At 67.6% G+C, this 17,808-nt stretch carries 14 protein-coding genes; 6 read left to right on the top strand and 8 right to left on the bottom strand.

Translation table 11 applies throughout. The annotated features are described in order from the left end of the window. The first annotated feature begins 13 nt into the window (after positions 1 to 13). From DWQ67_RS04435 to DWQ67_RS04425, 3 genes are read left to right on the top strand one after another with little or no spacing between them, the layout of a single operon-like run. Complete coding sequence (locus DWQ67_RS04435) at positions 14 to 2,560, top strand: DEAD/DEAH box helicase (protein ID WP_121484384.1); 2,547 nt, start codon at positions 14 to 16, stop codon at positions 2,558 to 2,560. A 43-nt stretch (positions 2,561 to 2,603) separates the two neighbouring features. Next, a complete protein-coding gene (locus DWQ67_RS04430; RefSeq protein ID WP_121484383.1) occupies positions 2,604 to 3,263 on the top strand; it encodes a hypothetical protein in 660 nt (219 codons plus the stop codon). Positions 3,264 to 3,265: 2 nt separating this feature from the next. Beyond that, the gene (locus DWQ67_RS04425) at positions 3,266 to 4,618 is read left to right on the top strand and encodes an alpha/beta fold hydrolase (protein WP_121484382.1); all 1,353 of its coding nucleotides are present in this window, start codon (positions 3,266 to 3,268) and stop codon (positions 4,616 to 4,618) included. A 9-nt stretch (positions 4,619 to 4,627) separates the two neighbouring features. Here DWQ67_RS04425 and DWQ67_RS04420 read toward each other — a convergent pair whose 3' ends face one another. From DWQ67_RS04420 to DWQ67_RS04405, 4 genes are all read right to left on the bottom strand, one after another. Continuing rightward, positions 4,628 to 5,929 carry an MFS transporter gene (locus DWQ67_RS04420; protein WP_121484381.1) on the bottom strand — a complete coding sequence of 434 codons (1,302 nt, stop codon included), beginning with the start codon at positions 5,927 to 5,929 and terminating at the stop codon, positions 4,628 to 4,630. Next, on the bottom strand, positions 5,926 to 7,002 hold the full coding sequence (locus DWQ67_RS04415; protein WP_407645793.1) for a TerC family protein: 1,077 nt from the start codon (positions 7,000 to 7,002) through the stop codon (positions 5,926 to 5,928). Before DWQ67_RS04415 ends, DWQ67_RS04420 begins: the two co-directional genes overlap by 4 nt. 188 nt (positions 7,003 to 7,190) lie before the next feature. Further along, complete coding sequence (gene uvrB / locus DWQ67_RS04410) at positions 7,191 to 9,305, bottom strand: excinuclease ABC subunit UvrB (RefSeq protein WP_121484380.1); 2,115 nt, start codon at positions 9,303 to 9,305, stop codon at positions 7,191 to 7,193. 4 nt (positions 9,306 to 9,309) lie between these two features. Further along, on the bottom strand, positions 9,310 to 10,611 hold the full coding sequence (locus DWQ67_RS04405) for an APC family permease (RefSeq protein WP_158595365.1): 1,302 nt from the start codon (positions 10,609 to 10,611) through the stop codon (positions 9,310 to 9,312). A 94-nt stretch (positions 10,612 to 10,705) separates the two neighbouring features. Here DWQ67_RS04405 and DWQ67_RS04400 point away from each other — a divergent pair, with 94 nt between their 5' ends. Next, positions 10,706 to 11,689, top strand: a complete 984-nt coding sequence (locus DWQ67_RS04400) for a GlxA family transcriptional regulator (protein ID WP_121484379.1) — start codon at positions 10,706 to 10,708, stop codon at positions 11,687 to 11,689. 13 nt (positions 11,690 to 11,702) lie between these two features. Here DWQ67_RS04400 and coaE read toward each other — a convergent pair whose 3' ends face one another. Further along, positions 11,703 to 12,317 (bottom strand): dephospho-CoA kinase, encoded by a 615-nt coding sequence (gene coaE, locus DWQ67_RS04395; protein ID WP_121484378.1) that lies wholly within the window; start codon positions 12,315 to 12,317, stop codon positions 11,703 to 11,705. 106 nt (positions 12,318 to 12,423) lie between these two features. Here coaE and DWQ67_RS04390 point away from each other — a divergent pair, with 106 nt between their 5' ends. Both DWQ67_RS04390 and DWQ67_RS04385 read left to right on the top strand, forming a co-directional pair. After that, on the top strand, positions 12,424 to 13,113 hold the full coding sequence (locus DWQ67_RS04390) for an IMPACT family protein (RefSeq protein WP_121484377.1): 690 nt from the start codon (positions 12,424 to 12,426) through the stop codon (positions 13,111 to 13,113). Next, a complete protein-coding gene (locus DWQ67_RS04385; protein WP_233555902.1) occupies positions 13,110 to 14,306 on the top strand; it encodes a class I SAM-dependent methyltransferase in 1,197 nt (398 codons plus the stop codon). The genes DWQ67_RS04390 and DWQ67_RS04385 overlap by 4 nt, the downstream gene beginning before the upstream one ends. On the opposite strand, the gene DWQ67_RS04380 is transcribed toward DWQ67_RS04385, so the two are convergent. The 3 genes from DWQ67_RS04380 to DWQ67_RS04370 form a co-directional block, all read right to left on the bottom strand. Continuing rightward, positions 14,290 to 14,637 (bottom strand): hypothetical protein, encoded by a 348-nt coding sequence (locus DWQ67_RS04380; protein WP_121484376.1) that lies wholly within the window; start codon positions 14,635 to 14,637, stop codon positions 14,290 to 14,292. The genes DWQ67_RS04385 and DWQ67_RS04380 overlap by 17 nt on opposite strands. Positions 14,638 to 14,802: 165 nt before the next feature. Next, positions 14,803 to 16,278 (bottom strand): 30S ribosomal protein S1, encoded by a 1,476-nt coding sequence (gene rpsA / locus DWQ67_RS04375; RefSeq protein ID WP_121484375.1) that lies wholly within the window; start codon positions 16,276 to 16,278, stop codon positions 14,803 to 14,805. 214 nt (positions 16,279 to 16,492) lie between these two features. After that, a complete protein-coding gene (locus tag DWQ67_RS04370) occupies positions 16,493 to 17,800 on the bottom strand; it encodes a GNAT family N-acetyltransferase (protein ID WP_121484374.1) in 1,308 nt (435 codons plus the stop codon). Positions 17,801 to 17,808: the final 8 nt, after the last annotated feature.

The following is a 17,808-nucleotide window of genomic DNA, read 5'->3' as shown; positions in this document are numbered from 1 at the left end:
GGCTGGCAGCATCATGAACCTCGCAGACCGCGTCCCGGACGTCACCGCCGCCCACTTGCCAGACGCCGCGTACGGCGCGTTCACGGAATGGGTCACCTCCCGAGGCCTCTCGCTCTACCCCGCCCAGGACGAGGCGGTGATGGAACTGGTCCAGGGCAATAACGTCATCCTGGCCACGCCCACCGGTTCGGGTAAGTCCATGGTCGCGGTCGCCGCGCACTTTGTTGCCCTCGCGAAGGGCCAGCGCAGCTATTACACGGCGCCCATCAAGGCGTTGGTCTCTGAGAAGTTCTTTGACCTGATCGGCATCTTTGGCGCCAACAACGTCGGCATGGTCACCGGCGACTCCGCCGTGAACCCGGACGCACCCATCATCTGCTGCACCGCGGAGATTGTGGCGAACCTTGCGCTGCGCCACGGCGCGGACTCCGATGTGGGGGTCGTCATCATGGACGAGTTCCACTTCTACGCCGATCGCCAGCGCGGCTGGGCCTGGCAGACCCCGCTGATCACGCTGCCGGACACCCAATTCCTGCTGCTCTCCGCGACCCTGGGCCCCACCGACTTCTTTGAGGATGACCTGACGGAGCGCACCGGGCGCAAGACCGTGACGGTGGCCGGCGCCGAGCGTCCCATCCCGCTGTACTACCACTACGGCACCGAGCAGGTGCAAGAGACGCTGGAGGAGCTGGTGCAGACGCACCGAGCGCCGGTCTACGTGGTCCACTTCAGCCAGCTGGAGGCCATCGAGCGGGCGCAGTCGTTGCTCTCCCTGAACCTGTGCACGCGCCAGGAGAAGGACCGGATCGGCGAGCTGATCGGCGGGTTCCGCTTCTCGGCCGGCTTTGGTAAGACGCTGAACCGGCTGGTGCGCCAGGGCGTTGGTGTGCACCACGCCGGGATGCTCCCCAAGTACCGCCGCCTGGTGGAGCAGTTGGCGCAGGCCGGCCTGCTGAAGGTCATCTGCGGCACCGACACGCTGGGCGTGGGCATCAACGTCCCCATCCGCACGGTGCTCATCACCGCGCTGTCCAAGTACGACGGCGAACGCACCCGCCATCTTGGCGCCCGCGAGTTCCACCAGATTGCCGGCCGCGCCGGGCGCGCGGGGTACGACACCGCCGGGGACGTGGTGGTGCAGGCGCCGGAGCATGACATCGAAAACGCCAAGGCCATGACCAAGGCGCGCGGCAAGTTTGGCGATGACCAGAAGAAGCTGCGCCAGGTGAAGAAGAAGTCGGCGCCCCAGGGCTTTGTCTCCTGGACGGAGAAGACCTTTGACCGGCTGGTGAATGCGGATCCGGAGCCGCTGAACTCCTCCTTCAAGGTCACCAACTCCATGATCCTGAACCTGCTGGCGCGCGAGGGCGATACCTTCGGCGCGGCCAGGGCCCTGCTGACGGAGAACCACGAGCCTCCGGTGCGCCAGCGCGCACACATCATCCGGGCGCTCGGCATCCTGCGGGAGCTGATGGCGACGGGCGTGATTGAGCGAACCAGCACACCGGACCGCTACGGCAACCACCTGCGCCTGACCGTGACCCTGCAAGAGAACTTTGCGCTGAACCAGCCCCTCTCCGGCTTTGCCATCGCCGCGCTGGAAATGTTCCAGCCGGAGGATGACGGCTACGCCCTGGACGTCATCTCCGTCATCGAGGCCACGCTGGAGCACCCGCGCCAGGTCATCACCGCCCAGATCAAGAAGGCCAAGGGTGAGGCCATCGCCGCCATGAAGGCGGACGGCGTGGAGTACAACGAGCGCATGGCCCGCCTTGACTTGATCACCGAGCCGCGCCCGCTGGAGGAACAGCTGGACGCCGCCTTTGAGCAGTACCGCAAGGGCGCCGGATGGCTGGCGGACCTGGAGCTGAAGCCCAAGTCGGTGGTGCGTGACATGTTTGAGCGCGCCATGGATTTTGGCGACTACGTGCAGTATTACGGCCTGGCCAGGTCAGAGGGTGTGCTGCTGCGCTACCTCACGGATGCCTACAAGGCGCTGCGCCAGACCGTGCCCCAGGAGGGCCGCACGGACACCCTGCAGGACGTGGTGGCGTGGCTGGGAGAGATCATCGAACAGACCGACTCCTCACTACTGGATGAGTGGGAGGCACTCTCCGCAGGCAAGGTTCCTGGCGACGACGGCCACGAAATTCCCCAGCCACCCTCCCGCCTCACCGACCACGAGCGCGCCTTCAAGGTCATGGTGCGCAACCAGCTCTTCCGCCGCGTGAAGCTCTTTGGACGCGAGGATGACCGGGCCCTTGGCGAGTTGGACGGCGAGGACGGGTTCGACGCCGATGCGTGGGCGGATCTGCTGGATGACTACTTTGCCGAGCACGAGGATCTCAACGACGGCCCCGGTGGCCGCTCCCCCGCCCTGGTCTCCATCACGCCGGGCAAGGACGCGGATGGCAAGCGAATCTGGCGTTGCCGTCAGGCCTTTGCCGACCCGGCCGGGGATCACGACTGGGGCTTTGACGCGGTCGTGGACCTGGACGCCTCGGATGAGGCCGGGGAGGCCGTGGTGCACGTGACACGACTGGGACGACTAGACGGCTGAGCGCCTGACGGCACTCGGGCGGTCGCGTCGCTAAGATAGGAGCATGTCGTTGAACTCTCGCCCTTCCCTGCGCCGCGGCCTGGCCGTCGTCGCCCCGCTCGCGCTGGTGGCCCTTGGTCTGACCGCCTGCAACCCGGACCACATCACCAGCATGGATTCCCCGACCCCGTCGGGCTCAAACCTTGCCTCCACCTACGCGCCTGCGCCGCACTCCTCCGAGTCGGAGCACGCCAGCGAATCCGCCTCTGAGTCGGGTCACGCCTCCGAGTCGGGACAGCCCTCCGAGTCCGCCGGCGGCCACGCCGCCGAGACCTCAGACTCCGCCGCAGACGCCTCCATCTTGAAGAGCAAGAGCTCCGTCACCTACTCGGTGGACTCCATCGAGATCAAGGGCAAGCCGGTGCAGGCAGGAACCTTCCGTGGCCTCAGCGTCATGGGTGACCCCGCCACCCCGGAGGGCACCCAGCTCACCACCATTGGCCTGTGCTCCGGAGCCGTCTTCACCGTCACCGGCAAGGCCGACAAGCTCACGGTGGAACTGCCCGAGGGCACCACCACCAGCAAGTGCGGCACGTCCGCGGGTGCGGTCGCCGCCGGCCAGATCCACCAGGCGTTCACCGGCAAGGTCACCGAAAGCACCGAGGGAAACAAGACCACCCTCAAGACCGCCGACGCCACGCTCACGCTCACCGCGACCCGCTGAGCATGACGCTGACACGCCCCGCCACACTGACCTGGAGCGAAGAGCCCACCGAGTGGCGGGGCGTTCGCGCGTCCGGGCACCGTTTTGAGGTGCCGCTGGATCACGCCGACCCCGCTCGCGGCACCATCACCGTGTACGCGCGCGCCGTCAGCGAGGACACCGACGAGGCGCAGGAGCGGCCGTGGCTGGTGTATCACCAGGGCGGGCCGGGCTTTGCCGCGTTGCGCCCCACCGGCGGGGCCAGCGGCTGGCTCAAGGCGCTGCTACCCCGCTTCCGCGTGCTGCTCCTTGATCAGCGCGGCACCGGCCTCTCCTCCCCCATCGATGCCAGGACGCTTGCGGCCCTTGGTCCGGTGCGGGCGCAGGTGGAGTACCTGAGCCATTTCCGCGCCCCGGACATCGTCGCCGATGCCGAGGCGGTGCGGCAGACGCTCGGGATTGAGCAATGGAGCAGCCTGGGCCAGTCCTACGGCGGCTTCATCACGCTGAGCTACCTGTCCCTGGCTCCGGCGTCGCTGGAGCGCTGCCTCATCACGGGCGGCCTGGGAGAGCTGCGCGGCGATGCCGCGACGGTCTACCGCGCCACCTTCCCCCGCATCGCTGCCCGCGAGGCCGAGTTCCTTGGCCGGCACCCGCAGGACGCCGCGCGCCTGAGCCAGGTGTACGACGTCGTGCGCTCGCGTCGGGCGGCCGGCGAACCCGAGCGCCTGGCCGACGGCCGCGAGGTCACCGAGCTGACGGTGCAGCACCTGGGCATGTTCCTGGGTGGAAACACCCGCGTGGAGGGGCTGCATTACGCGCTGGAGGAGGCAGTGGTGCAGGTGGACGGTCAGGACCGCCTGTCCGCGTCTTTCCTCTCCACGCTGCAATCCCAGCTGGACCACCGCGCCAACCCGCTCTATTGGCTGCTGCAGGAGAGCATCTACTCCTCGGGCCAGTCCACGCGGTGGGCGGCGCAGCGCGTGTTGGATGAGTCCTTCCCGCAGTTCCGCCAGGACGCCGAGCGTCCCGGATTGTTGGGAGAGATGGCCCTGCCCGCCGACTACGAGCAGGACCCGGCGCTGATCCCCCTGGCACCGCTGGCGCATGCCCTGGCCGAATATCAGGGCTGGGGCCCGCTGTACAACACCGCGCAGCTGGCCGCCAATACCGTGCCAGTGGCCGCGGCCATGTACACGGACGACATCTACGTTGACCGCGAGCTCTCCCTCGCCACCGCCGCCGCCGTGCGCGGCGTGCAGGTCTGGGAGAGCGACGAGTTTCACCACGACGGTATTGGGGACAACCCCGACCTGATCATTGGCGCACTGCTGGCCATGACGGACGCGGCGATCGCCGCCAGCGAAGAGGTGTGAGGCCGCCCGTTATGCGGCACGCCGCGCGGCGGGGACCCTCGCCACGATCAGCACGGTCATCAGCACCGCGATCGCGAGCGAGGCCGCGTTGAGGCCCTGATAGCCCAACGCCGCCAGCAGGAACCCGGACCCCAGGCCGGCCAGCACGCCGCCGCCGCTCATGCAGGCATCCGTCAGCCCCTGCGCCGCCACACGGCCCTTGTCCGGAACCAGGTCAGCCACCACGGCGGAGCCGGTGATGGAAGAGAAGGACCAGGCCACACCAAGCACAAAGAGCGCCACGGAGACCAGGCCAACGTTTCCTGGGAACAGGATGCAGGCCAGCGCGGACAGCGCAAAGAGCAGCTGAGCGCACAGCAGGGCCCGGCGGTGACCCCAGCGATCGGCAAGGAACCCCACCACCGGGGAGAACGCGTACATCCCGGCGAAGTGGCCGGAGAGCGTGAGGCCAACGATCGTGAGCGTGTGTGCGGACGGGCCCGCCGCACCCTGGTCGTGGTGAAGGGCGGCGAGATGCAGTGTGGTCATGGACATGACGGCCACCATGCACGCATGCCCGGCGGCGACGGCCGCAACCCCCACCCCGGCGCCGGGTGCGCTGCGCAACGCCCGCAGGCCCTGCGCGATGGAGGGTTTGGGCGCCAGGTCCCTTGCCTCGCTGCGGGCGGGTAGCGGGTCCGGGCGCAGGCCCACGGCGATGATGACGGCCGCGAAGATCAGGCCCACGGTGGAGAAGAGGAAGGCCCCGGCGTCCGTGGGCAGGCCAAGTCCGGCTGCAAGGTCCGCTCCTGGCCCGGCAAGACTTGGCCCCACGACCTCGCCGATCGTGAGTGCCCACACCACCATGGAGAGATCACGCGCCCGGCGTCCGGGCGCCGAGCCGTCCGTCGCGGCGAAGCGTGCCTGCAGGTTCGTGGTGGCAGCCACGCCAAGCAACAGTGCCGCCAACAGCAGGAGAGCGAAGCTTCCCAGCGCCGCGGACAGCATCATCCCGGCGGCACCGACCGCGCCCAGCGCGTATCCGGTCGTCAGGGCGAATCGGCGCCCTCTGTTCACCGCCAGCCGGGCCAGCGGCAGAGCCGTGATCACACCGGCCAAGGAGATGGCCACCGTCACCGTGCCGGCCCAGTGAGCACTGCCGGAGAGCTTGGCCGCCAGCAGCGCACCCAGCGCCAGGCCGGCGCCGTTGCCCACGCCAGACAGGATCTGCGCCGAGGCCAAGACGAAGAGATGCTTGGTGTGGGCGCGAGCCTGGGCCGGTGTCGGAGCCGATTCCGGTGGCGTGGGCTTGGCATCGTCCTGGGCGGTCACTGGCTCAGCTTAGATGACTCCTTGATGCGGACGACCTCCTCACGGTGCGCGGATGCTACGGCGCGGCCCTTGGGTGAAACGAGCGAGGCCACGACCGCCAGCGCAATGGTGCCCACGATGACCAGGAGTGAGAGCTCGGTGCTGATCTCGGGGACCGCAATCCGCTCGCCGCCGTTCAGGAACGGCAGCTCGTTGTGGGAGAGCGCGTGGAAGAGCAGCTTCACGCCGATGAAGCCAAGGATGACCGCGATGCCGTGCGTGAGGTACACCAGGCGGTCCATCAGACCACCCAGCAGGAAGTAGAGCTGGCGCAGTCCCATCAGGGCAAAGATGTTGGCCGTGAAGACGATGAAGGGGCTCTGGGTGATGCCAAAGATCGCGGGAATGGAGTCCACGGCAAACATCAGGTCGGTGAGGCCAAGGGCAATCAGCACCGCGAGCATGGGGGTCCACATGCGCTTGCCGTTGACCGTGGTGCGCAGCTTGTTGCCGTCAAAGTCCGGCGCTAGCTTGAGCCGGCCAGTGATCTTCTTGATCAGCCCGGATTCCTCGCCGTGTCCGTTCGAGGAGGTGGCGGAGCGCATCTGCTGCACGGCGGTGAAGAGCAGGAAGGCACCAAAGAGGTAGAAGACCCACGTGAAGTTCTCAATCACGGTGGCGCCGACCATGATGAAGATTCCGCGCAGCACCAGGGCAATGATGATGCCCACCATCAGCACCTCTTGCTGATATTTCCGCGGCACCGCGAAGTTCGCCATGATGATGATGAAGACAAAGAGGTTATCTACCGACAGCGAATACTCGGTGACCCAACCGGCCAGGAATTGCAGGGCCTCGCCCTGCCCCACCAGTGTCCACATGAGGCCAAAGAAGCCAAGCGCCAGGGCCACGTAGAAGGAGACCCAGAGCGCCGCCTCCTTCATGGAGGGGATGTGGGGCCGCTTGAAGACGTAGACCAGATCAAAGATCAGCACGGCGATCAGCACCACAAAGGAGCCGATTTCAAAGAGCGGGGGAATTGCTGAGGCGGCGGGCACGGAGCCGCCGGCCGCGAGCGTCAGGGTCGGTGTGATCACGGGGGATCTGCCTTTCGGGGAGCCCCCGCCCGCAATGGCGAGGGTGCTGAGATTCCCGCAAGTCTCTCCACCGCCCTGGGCGGCCGCCGTACCCGGCGGGGCAACGGTGCCCCACGTGTTGACGAGTTCGGCGCTGAAGGATACTCCCCTACGCTTTGACCAATATTACACGAGCGGCGCGGTGCTCATTCCGCGGAGCGCATGGCGCGCAGTTCCTTCTTCAGATCCTGCACCTCATCACGCAGGCGTGCCGCCAACTCGAAGTGCAAATCGGATGCGGCGGTGTGCATCTGGTCGGTGAGGTGCTTGATGAGCGAGGCCAGGTCCTCGCTTGGTGCCACCACCAGGCCGTCGCGGGCCAGCGCGCGCTCGGCCTGATTCGCGGCCTTCCCGTCGCCTCCGATGGCCGTGAAGCCGCGGTGGCCCTTGCCGTAGTCAAAGTTGCCCAGGAGCTCTGCGGTGTCTGCGTCTTCCCGGGCCAGCTGGTCCGTGATGTCAGCGATCTTCTTGCGCAGCGGCTGCGGCGAGAGGCCGTGGTCGGTGTTGTACTGCTCTTGGATCTCGCGGCGGCGATCCGTCTCATCCAGCGCCTGGCGCATGGAATCCGTGATGCGATCCGCGTACATGTGGACCTCACCGGAGACGTTACGAGCGGCACGCCCGATGGTCTGGATGAGTGAGGTTGCCGAGCGCAGGAAGCCCTCCTTGTCCGCATCCAGGATCGCCACGAGGGAGACCTCTGGGAGGTCTAGGCCCTCTCGCAGCAGGTTGATGCCCACCAGCACGTCAAAGACGCCCTGGCGCAGCTCACGCAGCAACTCAACGCGTCGCAGCGTGTCAACATCGGAGTGCAGGTACTCCACCTTGATGCCGTTCTCCGCCAGGTACCCCGTCAGGTCCTCTGCCATGCGCTTGGTCAGGGTGGTCACCAGCACGCGTTCATTCTTCTGAACGCGCTCGTTGATCTCTCCCAGCAGGTCATCGATCTGGCCCTTGGTTGGCTTGACCACCACGTGGGGATCCACCAGGCCCGTGGGCCGGATGATCTGCTCCACGTAACCATCCGCCTTACCCAGCTCGTACTTGCCTGGTGTGGCGGACATGTAGACGGTCTGGCCAATGCGCTCCTGGAACTCGTCCCATTTCAGGGGCCGGTTATCCATGGCGGAGGGCAAGCGGAAGCCGTGCTCCACCAGGGTGCGCTTGCGGGACATGTCCCCCTCATACATGGCGCCGATCTGCGGCACCGTCACGTGGGACTCGTCAATGACCAGCAGGAAGTCATCCGGGAAGTAGTCAAGCAGGCAGTGAGGGGCGGAGCCCGGCCCGCGTCCATCGATGTGGCGCGAGTAGTTCTCAATGCCGTTGGTGAAGCCCATCTGCTGCATCATCTCGAGGTCATAGGTGGTGCGCATGCGCAGCCGCTGAGCCTCCACCAGCTTGTGCTGTTCCTCAAACTCCTGCAGCCGCACCGCGAGTTCGTCCTCGATGGACGTGATGGCCTTCTGCATGCGGTCGTGGCCGGCCACGTAGTGCGAGGCCGGGAAGATGTACATCTCCGTTTCATCCCGCACCACCTCACCCGTGAGCGGGTTCAGCGTCTGGATGGACTCGATCTCGTCCCCAAAGAGCTCCACGCGCACGGCGAGCTCCTCATACATGGGGATGATCTCTACCGTGTCACCACGCACGCGGAAGGTGCCGCGGTGAAAGTCGATGTCGTTGCGCGCGTACTGCATTCCCACGAAGCGGCGCAGCAGCACATCGCGGTCAATCTCCTGGCCCACCTTGAGCGTGACCATCTGCTCGATGTATTCCTCAGGAGTACCCAGGCCGTAGATGCAGGAGACCGTGGCGACCACGATCACGTCCCGCCGCGTCAGCAGCGCGTTGGTGGCGGAGTGCCGCAGGCGCTCCACCTCCTCGTTGACGGAGGAGTCCTTCTCGATGAAGGTGTCCGTCTGCGCCACATAGGCCTCAGGCTGGTAGTAGTCGTAGTAGGAGACGAAGTACTCCACCGCGTTATTGGGCAAGAGCTCGCGGAACTCGTTGGCCAGCTGCGCGGCCAGGGTCTTGTTTTGGACCAACACCAGCGTGGGCCGCTGCACGGCCTCCACGAGCCAGGCCGCGGTAGCGGACTTGCCCGTTCCTGTGGCGCCCAGCAGCACCACGTCCTTTTCCCCGCCGTTGATGCGCTCGGAAAGTTCTGCGATGGCCTTGGGCTGATCCCCGGCTGGACGGAACTCCGAGATCACCTCAAAGGGGGCAACAACGCGTTCAATTTTCTGAGCAAGAGACATGCTCCTAGGGTACGGCTCGGGGCCGACACCTCGGTTCCGGATCGGCCGGATTTCGCTTCCGGAAGACCGGCCCGGCCACCACAGCGGCCACGAGCAGCACGCACACCCCGTACACGGATCTGACTCCGGAACCGAGCAGCATCAGCATCATGACGGCCAGCACAAGAACATTCGCCAGCGCCCATCCCAGCGGCGGACGCAGCCTGAGGTACGCAAGAATGCACATCACATAGATCAGCACGAACACTGCGCTGGCCGCGGCGAGCAGGTCAACCACCCGCTCCGGCCACAGAGACAGCACCATCAGCGTGAGCACAAAGCACACCGACAGCACCCAGATGGCCCTGCGCGGGGCCTCCCCGGGAGAGACCAGCCGCCCGGGCAGGATGATGCCCTCGCGGGAGGCACCCTGCAACACCATCGCACATCCCCGCACCCAGGCCAGGGCGTTGAGCAGTACCCCACCGGCGCCGACCCCGGCCACGATCGGCGCAAGGATCTGTCCCCCGATGCCGGCCTGCACCGCGTCGATCACCCCCGTCACCGGGTCCGCCGTGGCCAAACGCAGAGAGGTAACGACGGTCAGGAGAATCGCGAGCCCCACCAGGAGTATCAGCGCAATCACGGAGACAAAGCCAAAATCACGTCGTGGGTTGCGCATGTCCCTGGCCACGAAGGTGAGGTTCTCGAAGCCCACGACGGCCCAGAATGCGATGAGCATCCCGCTCGGAACCGCCCATAGACCGGCCGCCTCCGGGACCAACCGGAGATCATGAGCCGGGTGCTGCGCGGCCACCGCGGCGGCAACCATCAGCACCGCGACCAGCGCTCCGGCACCCCATGCCTGCACCTGCGCACTGGCCCTGCCTCCCACCAGATTCGCCGCGACGGCAATCCCCAACACCACCACGGCCAGGGCCACGGGTGGGAACGGAAGCGGGACCACCGCAGCGAGCAGGTGCGCTCCGGCGACGGCGCTGGTCGGTAAACCCACCACCACCACCAGAACAAAGCAGAGCGGAATCATACGGCCAGCAGTGGGGCCCAGCCCTCGGTGCACGCTGTGGCGCAGTGGATCCGCCGCTCCACCCGAACGGAGGACGGTGTCGCGGAACAGCATGATCATGGGCACGCACAGCAAGGCGGTCGAGACCCACACCAGCACCGCCGCGGAGCCGCTCCCGGCCAGGACGGCCGCAGGGACCACTACCACTCCGGATCCGACCACCGAGGCGAAGGCCACCACCACGGCGCCCGTGCGCGAGAGGAAGCCTGATTCGTTCTCCACTGCCGCGCTTTTTCTCATTCCTCCAGTCTTGTAGGCGTGGTGTGGCCGGTCGACTGGTAGAAAGGACAGCTTCCCGTGCTTTCTTGCCAATCCGCGCGTAAGCTCATGAAACATGAAAAGCGTGGCGGTTCTGGTCAGGGACGGGCTCTCCCTCTTTGAATTCGGCATGACGGCGGAGGTCTTCGGCATCGACCGCACCGACGCCGGCGTGCCCCGCTTTGACTATCGGGTCTGCGCGGAGGACGGCCCCCGCTCCGTCGTCACCAAGCACACCGCGCAGGTGAGCGTGCAGGCCACGCATTCGCTCGCCGGCCTGCTCGACGCGGACATCGTGATCGTCAGCGCCTCGCTGCCCTCTCGTTGCTCGGACGCGGAGCGCCGGGCCCTGCTCCAAGCGCGGGACAACGGTGCCATCTTGGTGTCGCTGTGTAGCGGCGCCTTCCTCTTGGCCGACTCCGGCCTGCTGGACGGCCTCAGTTGCACCACACACTGGATGTACGCGGATCAGCTACAGGAGCAGTACCCGTCGGTGACCGTTGTGCCCGATGCCCTGTACATCGACGCCGGATCCGTGATCACCGCTGCAGGCACTGGCGCCGCCATCGACACACTTCTCCACCTGGTTCGCCGCGAGCTGGGGCACACCATCGCCAGCGCCATCGCCCGACGCATGGTGGTTTCGCCGCATCGGGAAGGAAATCAAAAGCAATACCTCGAGGTCGGCGTGCCTGCCACCAGGGACGCCACGCTCGGTCCCAGCCTGGAAAGGGTCCTCTCGAAGCTCGCCGAGCCGCACACGGTGGGGAGCATGGCGGCACTCGCGTGCATGAGCCCCCGCAGCTTTGCGCGGCGTTTTGCCGCCGAACTGGGAACGACCCCCCACCAGTGGCTCACCAGCCGGCGGGTGGGGGCAGCCCAGGAACTTCTGGAGCGTTCCGCCCTCCCCCTGGACGCCATCGCCTCCAGGGTTCGCTACCGGGACGCGGACCGCCTGCGGCTGCAGTTCGTGCGCGCGCTGGGCATCACCCCGGCTCGCTACCGCCACGCTTTTCGTGCAGGTGCCGAAGAGCCCGCCGCCGGAAGACCGGCTTCCTAGACCTGACGGCCCGCTACTCGGCCCGTCCCAGGGACTCCCAGAAGGCGTCCACCTGAGCGCTGAGATGCTCGACGTCGGCGTCGTTCGTGATCACGTCGGTCGCCACCTCCGCGCGCTGGGCATCGGTGGCCTGCGCGTCGATGCGTGCCGCCGCGTCGTGGGGCGTCATGGCCCGGTCCGAGACCATCCGGCGGATGCGCTCCTCCCGCGATGCCTGCACCACCACAACCCGATCGAAGCGGCCGGCCTGGCCCGTCTCCACCAGCAAGGGGATGTCCTCCACGAGCGTGGAACCCTCCGGCGCCGCCGCGATGCGCCGGGCGGCCTCCTCCCGGACGAGCGGATGGACCACCGCGTTGAGGCGCTCGCGGGCCCGGTCATCACCAAAGACGAGCGCCCCGAGGGCCGCCCGGTCCAGGGTTGAATCCGGCGCCAGCATGCCCTCCCCAAACTCGGAGACGATGCCGGCCAGGGCCGCTCCCCCGGGCTGTTGGAGCTCGCGCACGATGGCGTCGGCGTCGATGATGACGGCGCCCTTGGCCGCCAGCAGTCGGGCCACGGTGGACTTGCCGGAGGCGATGCCGCCGGTGAGGCCGATGCGAGGGCGGGGGGAGGCAGTGGGAGACATGCCGCCATTCTGCCCCAAACGGTGGACGGCGGGAGCCGCGGCTGAAGGCGAACGCCGGGGCGGCACCTGAGGACCATCGCGCGGCGCGGCCGGATAGACTGGGCCCGTGTCTTCCCTCCCCGTTCACCCCGCCGATCAGGCGCGCGCCACGGCGTACACCACCGTGGCGGCTGAGGTGGAGCACACCCTGGAGATTCAGCGCTCGGTCTTCCTGACCCGCCTGGTTCCGGTGGGTAGCGAGGACGCGGCGCGCCAGGTGATTGAGGAACAGCGCAGAGCCCATCATGACGCGCGCCATCACTGCAGCGCCTTTGTGCTTGGCCCTGATCGCGAGATCCAGCGTTCCAGCGACGACGGCGAACCTGGCGGCACAGCCGGGGTCCCCATGATGCAGGCCCTGCTCCAGCGTGAGGTCTCCCAGGGCGTGCGGAACCTGAGCGACGTGGTCGCCGTGACCACGCGCTGGTTTGGCGGCATCCTCCTGGGAGCGGGCGGGCTGGTGCGCGCATACTCCGACTCGGTTTCCCAGGCCCTCAGCGTCGCGACCCCCTTGACCTGGATCCGCCGCCGCGAGCTGGTCGTCACGATTCCCATCGCCGAGGCTGGCCGCGCCGAGCATGCGTTGCGCGCCTTGGGCCCCGCGGTCACCTCCACCCAGTACACGGCCGACGCCGCACACGTCACCTTGGCGGTCGACGACGCGGAAGCCGCGCTGCGCGCAGCCACCGACCGCGTGGCACAGGCACTGGGCGGACGCGCAAGCACGAGTAGGGGCCGGGCGGTGTGGGCGCAGTGAGCACTCCCCTGGACTTGGACCTGCTCAGCCGCCGCCCCGACGTGGAGGATCCCACCCTGCAGGCGCACGACGCCACTGACGAACTCTTGGTCCGCGAGGGCCTGGTTGCTGCCCGCGAGCGGGGCCTCACGGGGGCGGACGTCGTGGTGGTCGGAGAACGCCACGGCGCCATCACGCTCTCCCTTCTTGCCCAGGGCCTGCACGGCATGCGCGTGATCCAAGATCGCCTGGTGCACGAGCGTGCGCTCGATGCCAACGCCGCGGAAGTGCAGCTGGATCCGGCCGGCTACCGCCACCTGCCAGCTCATCCGGACTCCTTCGCTGGGGCCCGGCTCATCCTGTGGCAGCTGCCCCGGTCCGTGGCGGCCGTGGAGCGCGGGGCCCGGATGGCGGCCCACGCCGCCCCGGACGCGCTCCTGATCGCCGGCGGGCGCATCAAGCACCTCAGCGTTGGCATGAACGCACCGCTGGCCCAGCACTTTGGCCAGGTGCAACCCCAGCGCGCTGAACGCAAGTCCCGGCTGCTGCTGGCCCAACACAGCGCGGTGGCCGGGCCGGGCGCGCAAGGTAACCCAGCGGCGTCGGGCATGCCTGCGCCCGTCCACAGCACCGTCAACGCCGGGGGGCGGCGCCTGAAACTGGCCGCCCTGGCAGAGGCCTTTGGCGGCGCGGACCTGGATCCGGGCACCGCCCTGATGCTGCGCACCCTTGATCAAAGCGATTGGCAGCTACCCCCTGGGGAGGCCGCCCTCGCCACGCCCCTGGTCGTTGACCTGGGGTGCGGCAACGGCACCATCGCCTGCTGGGCCGCCCTCACCTGGCCCCAGGCCCACATCGAGGCGACCGATGACTCCGCCGACGCCGTAGCATCCGCCGAGCTGAGCGCCGCGCTGAACGGCGTGCAGGACCGCGTGAGCGTGGTGCGAGCGGACGGCGGCGATCATCTCCCAGACGGCGCGGCGGAGCTGGTCTTGCTGAACCCGCCCTTCCATCAGGGCGGCACCGTGCACACCGGCATCGCCAGCAAGCTCATCCGCTCCGCCGCCCGCATGCTGCGCCCGGGCGGCACGCTCGTCTGCGTGTGGAACTCCCACCTGCGCTACAGGCCACGCCTTGAACGGCTGGTGGGGCCCACCCAGCAGCTGGCCAGGGATAAGACCTTCACGCTGACGGTCTCTACGCGCCGCGGCTGAGCCGCCCCGCGGTATCCGGCCACGCCACCATCACCCGCTCGGTGGGTGCTAGGGCCTTCGTCAGCATCCGGTCGCCCACCCAGATCCCAGCTGACGAGAGCTCCACGATGCTGAGGGCCCGCGGATCCCCATCTAGGTTCCAGGCCTCCGCCACATGCGCCAGCCCCAGCTCCTGCAGGCACTCCTCCGCCGGAACCCACTCGGCATCCGGACCGGCCACGTGGCCAAGCACATCCCTCGGGCGCAACAGCGCATACTCGGCATCCAGGGGCTCAAGCCAGCCCACCGTCTCGCCGTCCTCTCGCGTGACCTTGACCCAGTCCTGGCTCATGTTGGCTTCCCTTCCGTGCGTCGTGTTCCTCATTCTTGCGCCGGCCGCCCGCCGGCACGCGCTCCCGCTTCTGGCTCCTGAAACGCCAAGAGGGCGGGCCCTCCCCGTGGGGAAGGCCCGCCCTCTCAAGCGGTTGACGCGCCCCGGTCAGTGACCGGGAAGCAATCAGTTGCCGGTGAGCTTCTCACGCAAGGCGGCAAGCGCCTCGTCGGAAGCCAGCGTGCCGGAATCGGTCTCCGAATCCTCGGCCACGGGGGCCTCTGAGGAGTAGGTGGCCGGTGCAGCAGCGGCGGTGCCTGCAGCGGAATCCTGCTCCGCAGCGGCGGCAACCTGCTTCTTGTGGGCCTCCCAGCGGGCCTGAGCCTCGGCGTACTGGCCTTCCCAGACCGAACGCTGAGCCTCGTAGCCATCAAGCCACTCGTTGGTCTCCGGATCGAAGCCCTCGGGGTACTTGTAGTTGCCCTGCTCGTCGTACTCCGCGGCCATGCCGTACAGAGCCGGATCGAACTCGGTGCCCTCGGGATCGACGCCCTCGTTGGCCTGCTTCAGCGACAGCGAGATGCGGCGACGCTCCAGGTCGATGTCGATGACCTTGACGAAGATCTCTTCGCCAACGGAGACAACCTGCTCGGCGAGGTCGATGTGACGCTCGGCCAGCTCGGAGATGTGCACCAGGCCCTCGATGCCGTCCTCGACACGCACAAACGCGCCGAACGGAACCAGCTTGGTGACCTTGCCCGGGACAACCTGGCCCAGGGCGTGGGTGCGGGCGAATGCCTGCCACGGATCTTCCTGGGTGGCCTTCAGCGACAGGGACACGCGCTCGCGGTCCATGTCCACCTCGAGGACCTCAACGGTGACCTTCTGGCCCACCTCAACCACCTCGGAGGGGTGGTCGATGTGCTTCCAGGAGAGCTCGGAGACGTGCACGAGGCCGTCCACGCCGCCCAGGTCGACGAAGGCGCCGAAGTTGACGATGGAGGACACAACGCCCTCGCGGACCTGGCCCTTCTCGAGCTTGTTGAGGAAGTCGGTACGAACGGCCGACTGCGTCTCTTCCAACCAGGCACGGCGGGACAGGACCACGTTGTTGCGGTTCTTGTCCAGCTCGATGATCTTGGCTTCCAGCTGCTGGCCGATGTACGGGGCCAGGTCGCGGACGCGACGCATCTCCACGAGGGAGGCGGGGAGGAAGCCACGCAGGCCGATGTCCAGGATGAGGCCACCCTTGACGACCTCGATGACGGTGCCGGTGACGACGCCGTCCTCTTCCTTGATCTTCTCGATGTCGCCCCAGGCACGCTCGTACTGAGCGCGCTTCTTCGACAGGATCAGACGGCCTTCCTTGTCCTCCTTGGTGAGAACAAGGGCCTCCACGGTGTCGCCCACGGCGACGACGTCGGACGGATCCACATCGTGCTTGATGGAGAGCTCGCGGGACGGGATGACACCCTCGGTCTTGTAGCCGATGTCCAGGAGGACCTCGTCATGATCGACCTTAACGACCTGGCCCTCAACGAGATCGCCATCGTTGAAGTACTTGATCGTTGCATCAACAGCGGCGAGGAAGTCCTCTTCCGAGCCGATGTCGTTAATGGCGACCTGAGGGATTCCGGTCTTCTCCGGGTTCGTGATGGTCATGTAGAAGGGGCTCCGATGCGGATAGGAAGTCGGTCGGCGCGCACACTCGGGGCGCACGCCAAGATGATTGGGTTTATTGCTCCCGCGCACAGAAGGCGCGGACCGCTCCAGTGTACGGCTCAAGGGGGTGCCTGGTCAAAGCGCCGACGCGCCGTGGCGGGCCTCACACGCGCGCCCGCCGGCCCCGCAATGCGGGGCGGCGGGCGCGCGTGAATTAGAAGGTGTAGCTGTTGCGCGAGGCGCGCTCGGTGTCCAGCAGGCGTCCCAGTTCGGTGCCGGTGGCGCCGATGGCCGTGGCGCGGCCCACCGCCACCAGGTTCGCGACGCGGGCGGTGCCGAAGAGGATGGAGCCAAGGGTCTCCGCGTCCACCTCAAGAGTGGCGGTGCCCGACGGCGCGGGGCCGGGTTTCACGAGCGTCTCGCCGCCCTCACGGGTCAGGAGATACTCCCCCTCGATCAGTCCAAGCCGATCGCTCACCCGCAGGGCAAGGGCCCCGTCTTGGCTCAGACCGCGCGCCTCAAAAACGGCCGCGACGTCAAGAACGCGGGCCCAGAGGCGATCAGAACGACGCTCGGTGGCCACATCGCGGTAATTCACCAGCGCCGCGGGCAGGGCGAAGTCAAGGGGCGCCTCGCGCCAGCGCAGCGATTCCACCAGGTCGGTGGCCGCCAGCGCCTCCCACAGGGCCAGCTCCGCGAGCGGATTCACGGCGCCGAGGTCCGCGATGTGAAGGACCTGGTCCTGATGGACCTCCTTCACATAGGAGATGGCGTAGCCCTGCACGGCTCCGGCCTCATCCACGACCACCAGCGGTCGCCAGTCCGTGTCCTGGCCAGGAACTCCCCAAGGATTCTTGCTGCCCGCCGCACGGTCGCGGTAGGCCTGGGTGTGGCCGGTCTGGCCGGGAGTCACGGACTGGAAGGCGGCAAAGGCGTCCAGGTACAGGCCGGGGAAGGCCTCCCATGAGGGCACAAAGGTGCGCAGTCCGGAGGCCTTCAGCGCCTCCGCGACCTCCGGTCGCAGGCCAAGGCCGCCGCGCGCCTGAACCGTCACCGTGGCGGACTCCGCCGCGATGCCAAAGCCAAAGCGTCCGTAGATCCCACCCTCGGAGGTCGTCAGGAGCGCCAGGGGCAGATTCTGCTCCCGGGCTCGCTGCAGGCCCGCGCGCATCTGCCGCGAAAGAATGCCGCGGCGGCGGTGGGTGCCCCGGACCGTCACCTCCGTGATCATGTGGGAAGGGAGCACCTCTCCCTCAGCCACGCAGACCTGCCCCAGGTACTCACCGAAGGTCGCCACCGGGCGAGCGGCCTCCACGGCGCGCGGGTCCTGCTCGTCGTCATAGACCGCACTGAGCAGGGCGCCGTCCGCGCGGAAACGGTCCAGCTGCGTCAGCAACTGCTCCGGCTCACGCACGGCCTCGAGGAAGCCGTAGTCAATGGCGTTGACAAATTCGGCGCCGCGGGGATCCGCTGAGCCGGGCTCGCCTTGGACGGTGAAGCTTTCAAAACGCAGTTCGCTCATGCTGGGCA

The sequence above is a fragment of the Galactobacter caseinivorans genome (assembly GCF_003640665.1).
Taxonomy (GTDB): Bacteria; Actinomycetota; Actinomycetes; order Actinomycetales; family Micrococcaceae; genus Galactobacter; species Galactobacter caseinivorans.
Note: the sequence above shows the minus strand (reverse complement) of the source record. Positions and strands in the feature narration are given on the sequence as shown.

Coding starts and splice junctions, on each gene's coding strand:
- uvrB (WP_121484380.1), bottom strand. CDS start 9,305: ATGTCTCTTGCTCAGAAAATTGAACGCGTTGTTGCCCCCTTTGAGGTG.
- DWQ67_RS04425 (WP_121484382.1), top strand. CDS start 3,266: ATGACGCTGACACGCCCCGCCACACTGACCTGGAGCGAAGAGCCCACC.
- DWQ67_RS04405 (WP_158595365.1), bottom strand. CDS start 10,611: ATGAGAAAAAGCGCGGCAGTGGAGAACGAATCAGGCTTCCTCTCGCGC.
- DWQ67_RS04430 (WP_121484383.1), top strand. CDS start 2,604: ATGTCGTTGAACTCTCGCCCTTCCCTGCGCCGCGGCCTGGCCGTCGTC.
- DWQ67_RS04435 (WP_121484384.1), top strand. CDS start 14: ATGAACCTCGCAGACCGCGTCCCGGACGTCACCGCCGCCCACTTGCCA.
- coaE (WP_121484378.1), bottom strand. CDS start 12,317: ATGTCTCCCACTGCCTCCCCCCGCCCTCGCATCGGCCTCACCGGCGGC.
- DWQ67_RS04400 (WP_121484379.1), top strand. CDS start 10,706: ATGAAAAGCGTGGCGGTTCTGGTCAGGGACGGGCTCTCCCTCTTTGAA.
- rpsA (WP_121484375.1), bottom strand. CDS start 16,278: ATGACCATCACGAACCCGGAGAAGACCGGAATCCCTCAGGTCGCCATT.
- DWQ67_RS04380 (WP_121484376.1), bottom strand. CDS start 14,637: ATGAGCCAGGACTGGGTCAAGGTCACGCGAGAGGACGGCGAGACGGTG.
- DWQ67_RS04370 (WP_121484374.1), bottom strand. CDS start 17,800: ATGAGCGAACTGCGTTTTGAAAGCTTCACCGTCCAAGGCGAGCCCGGC.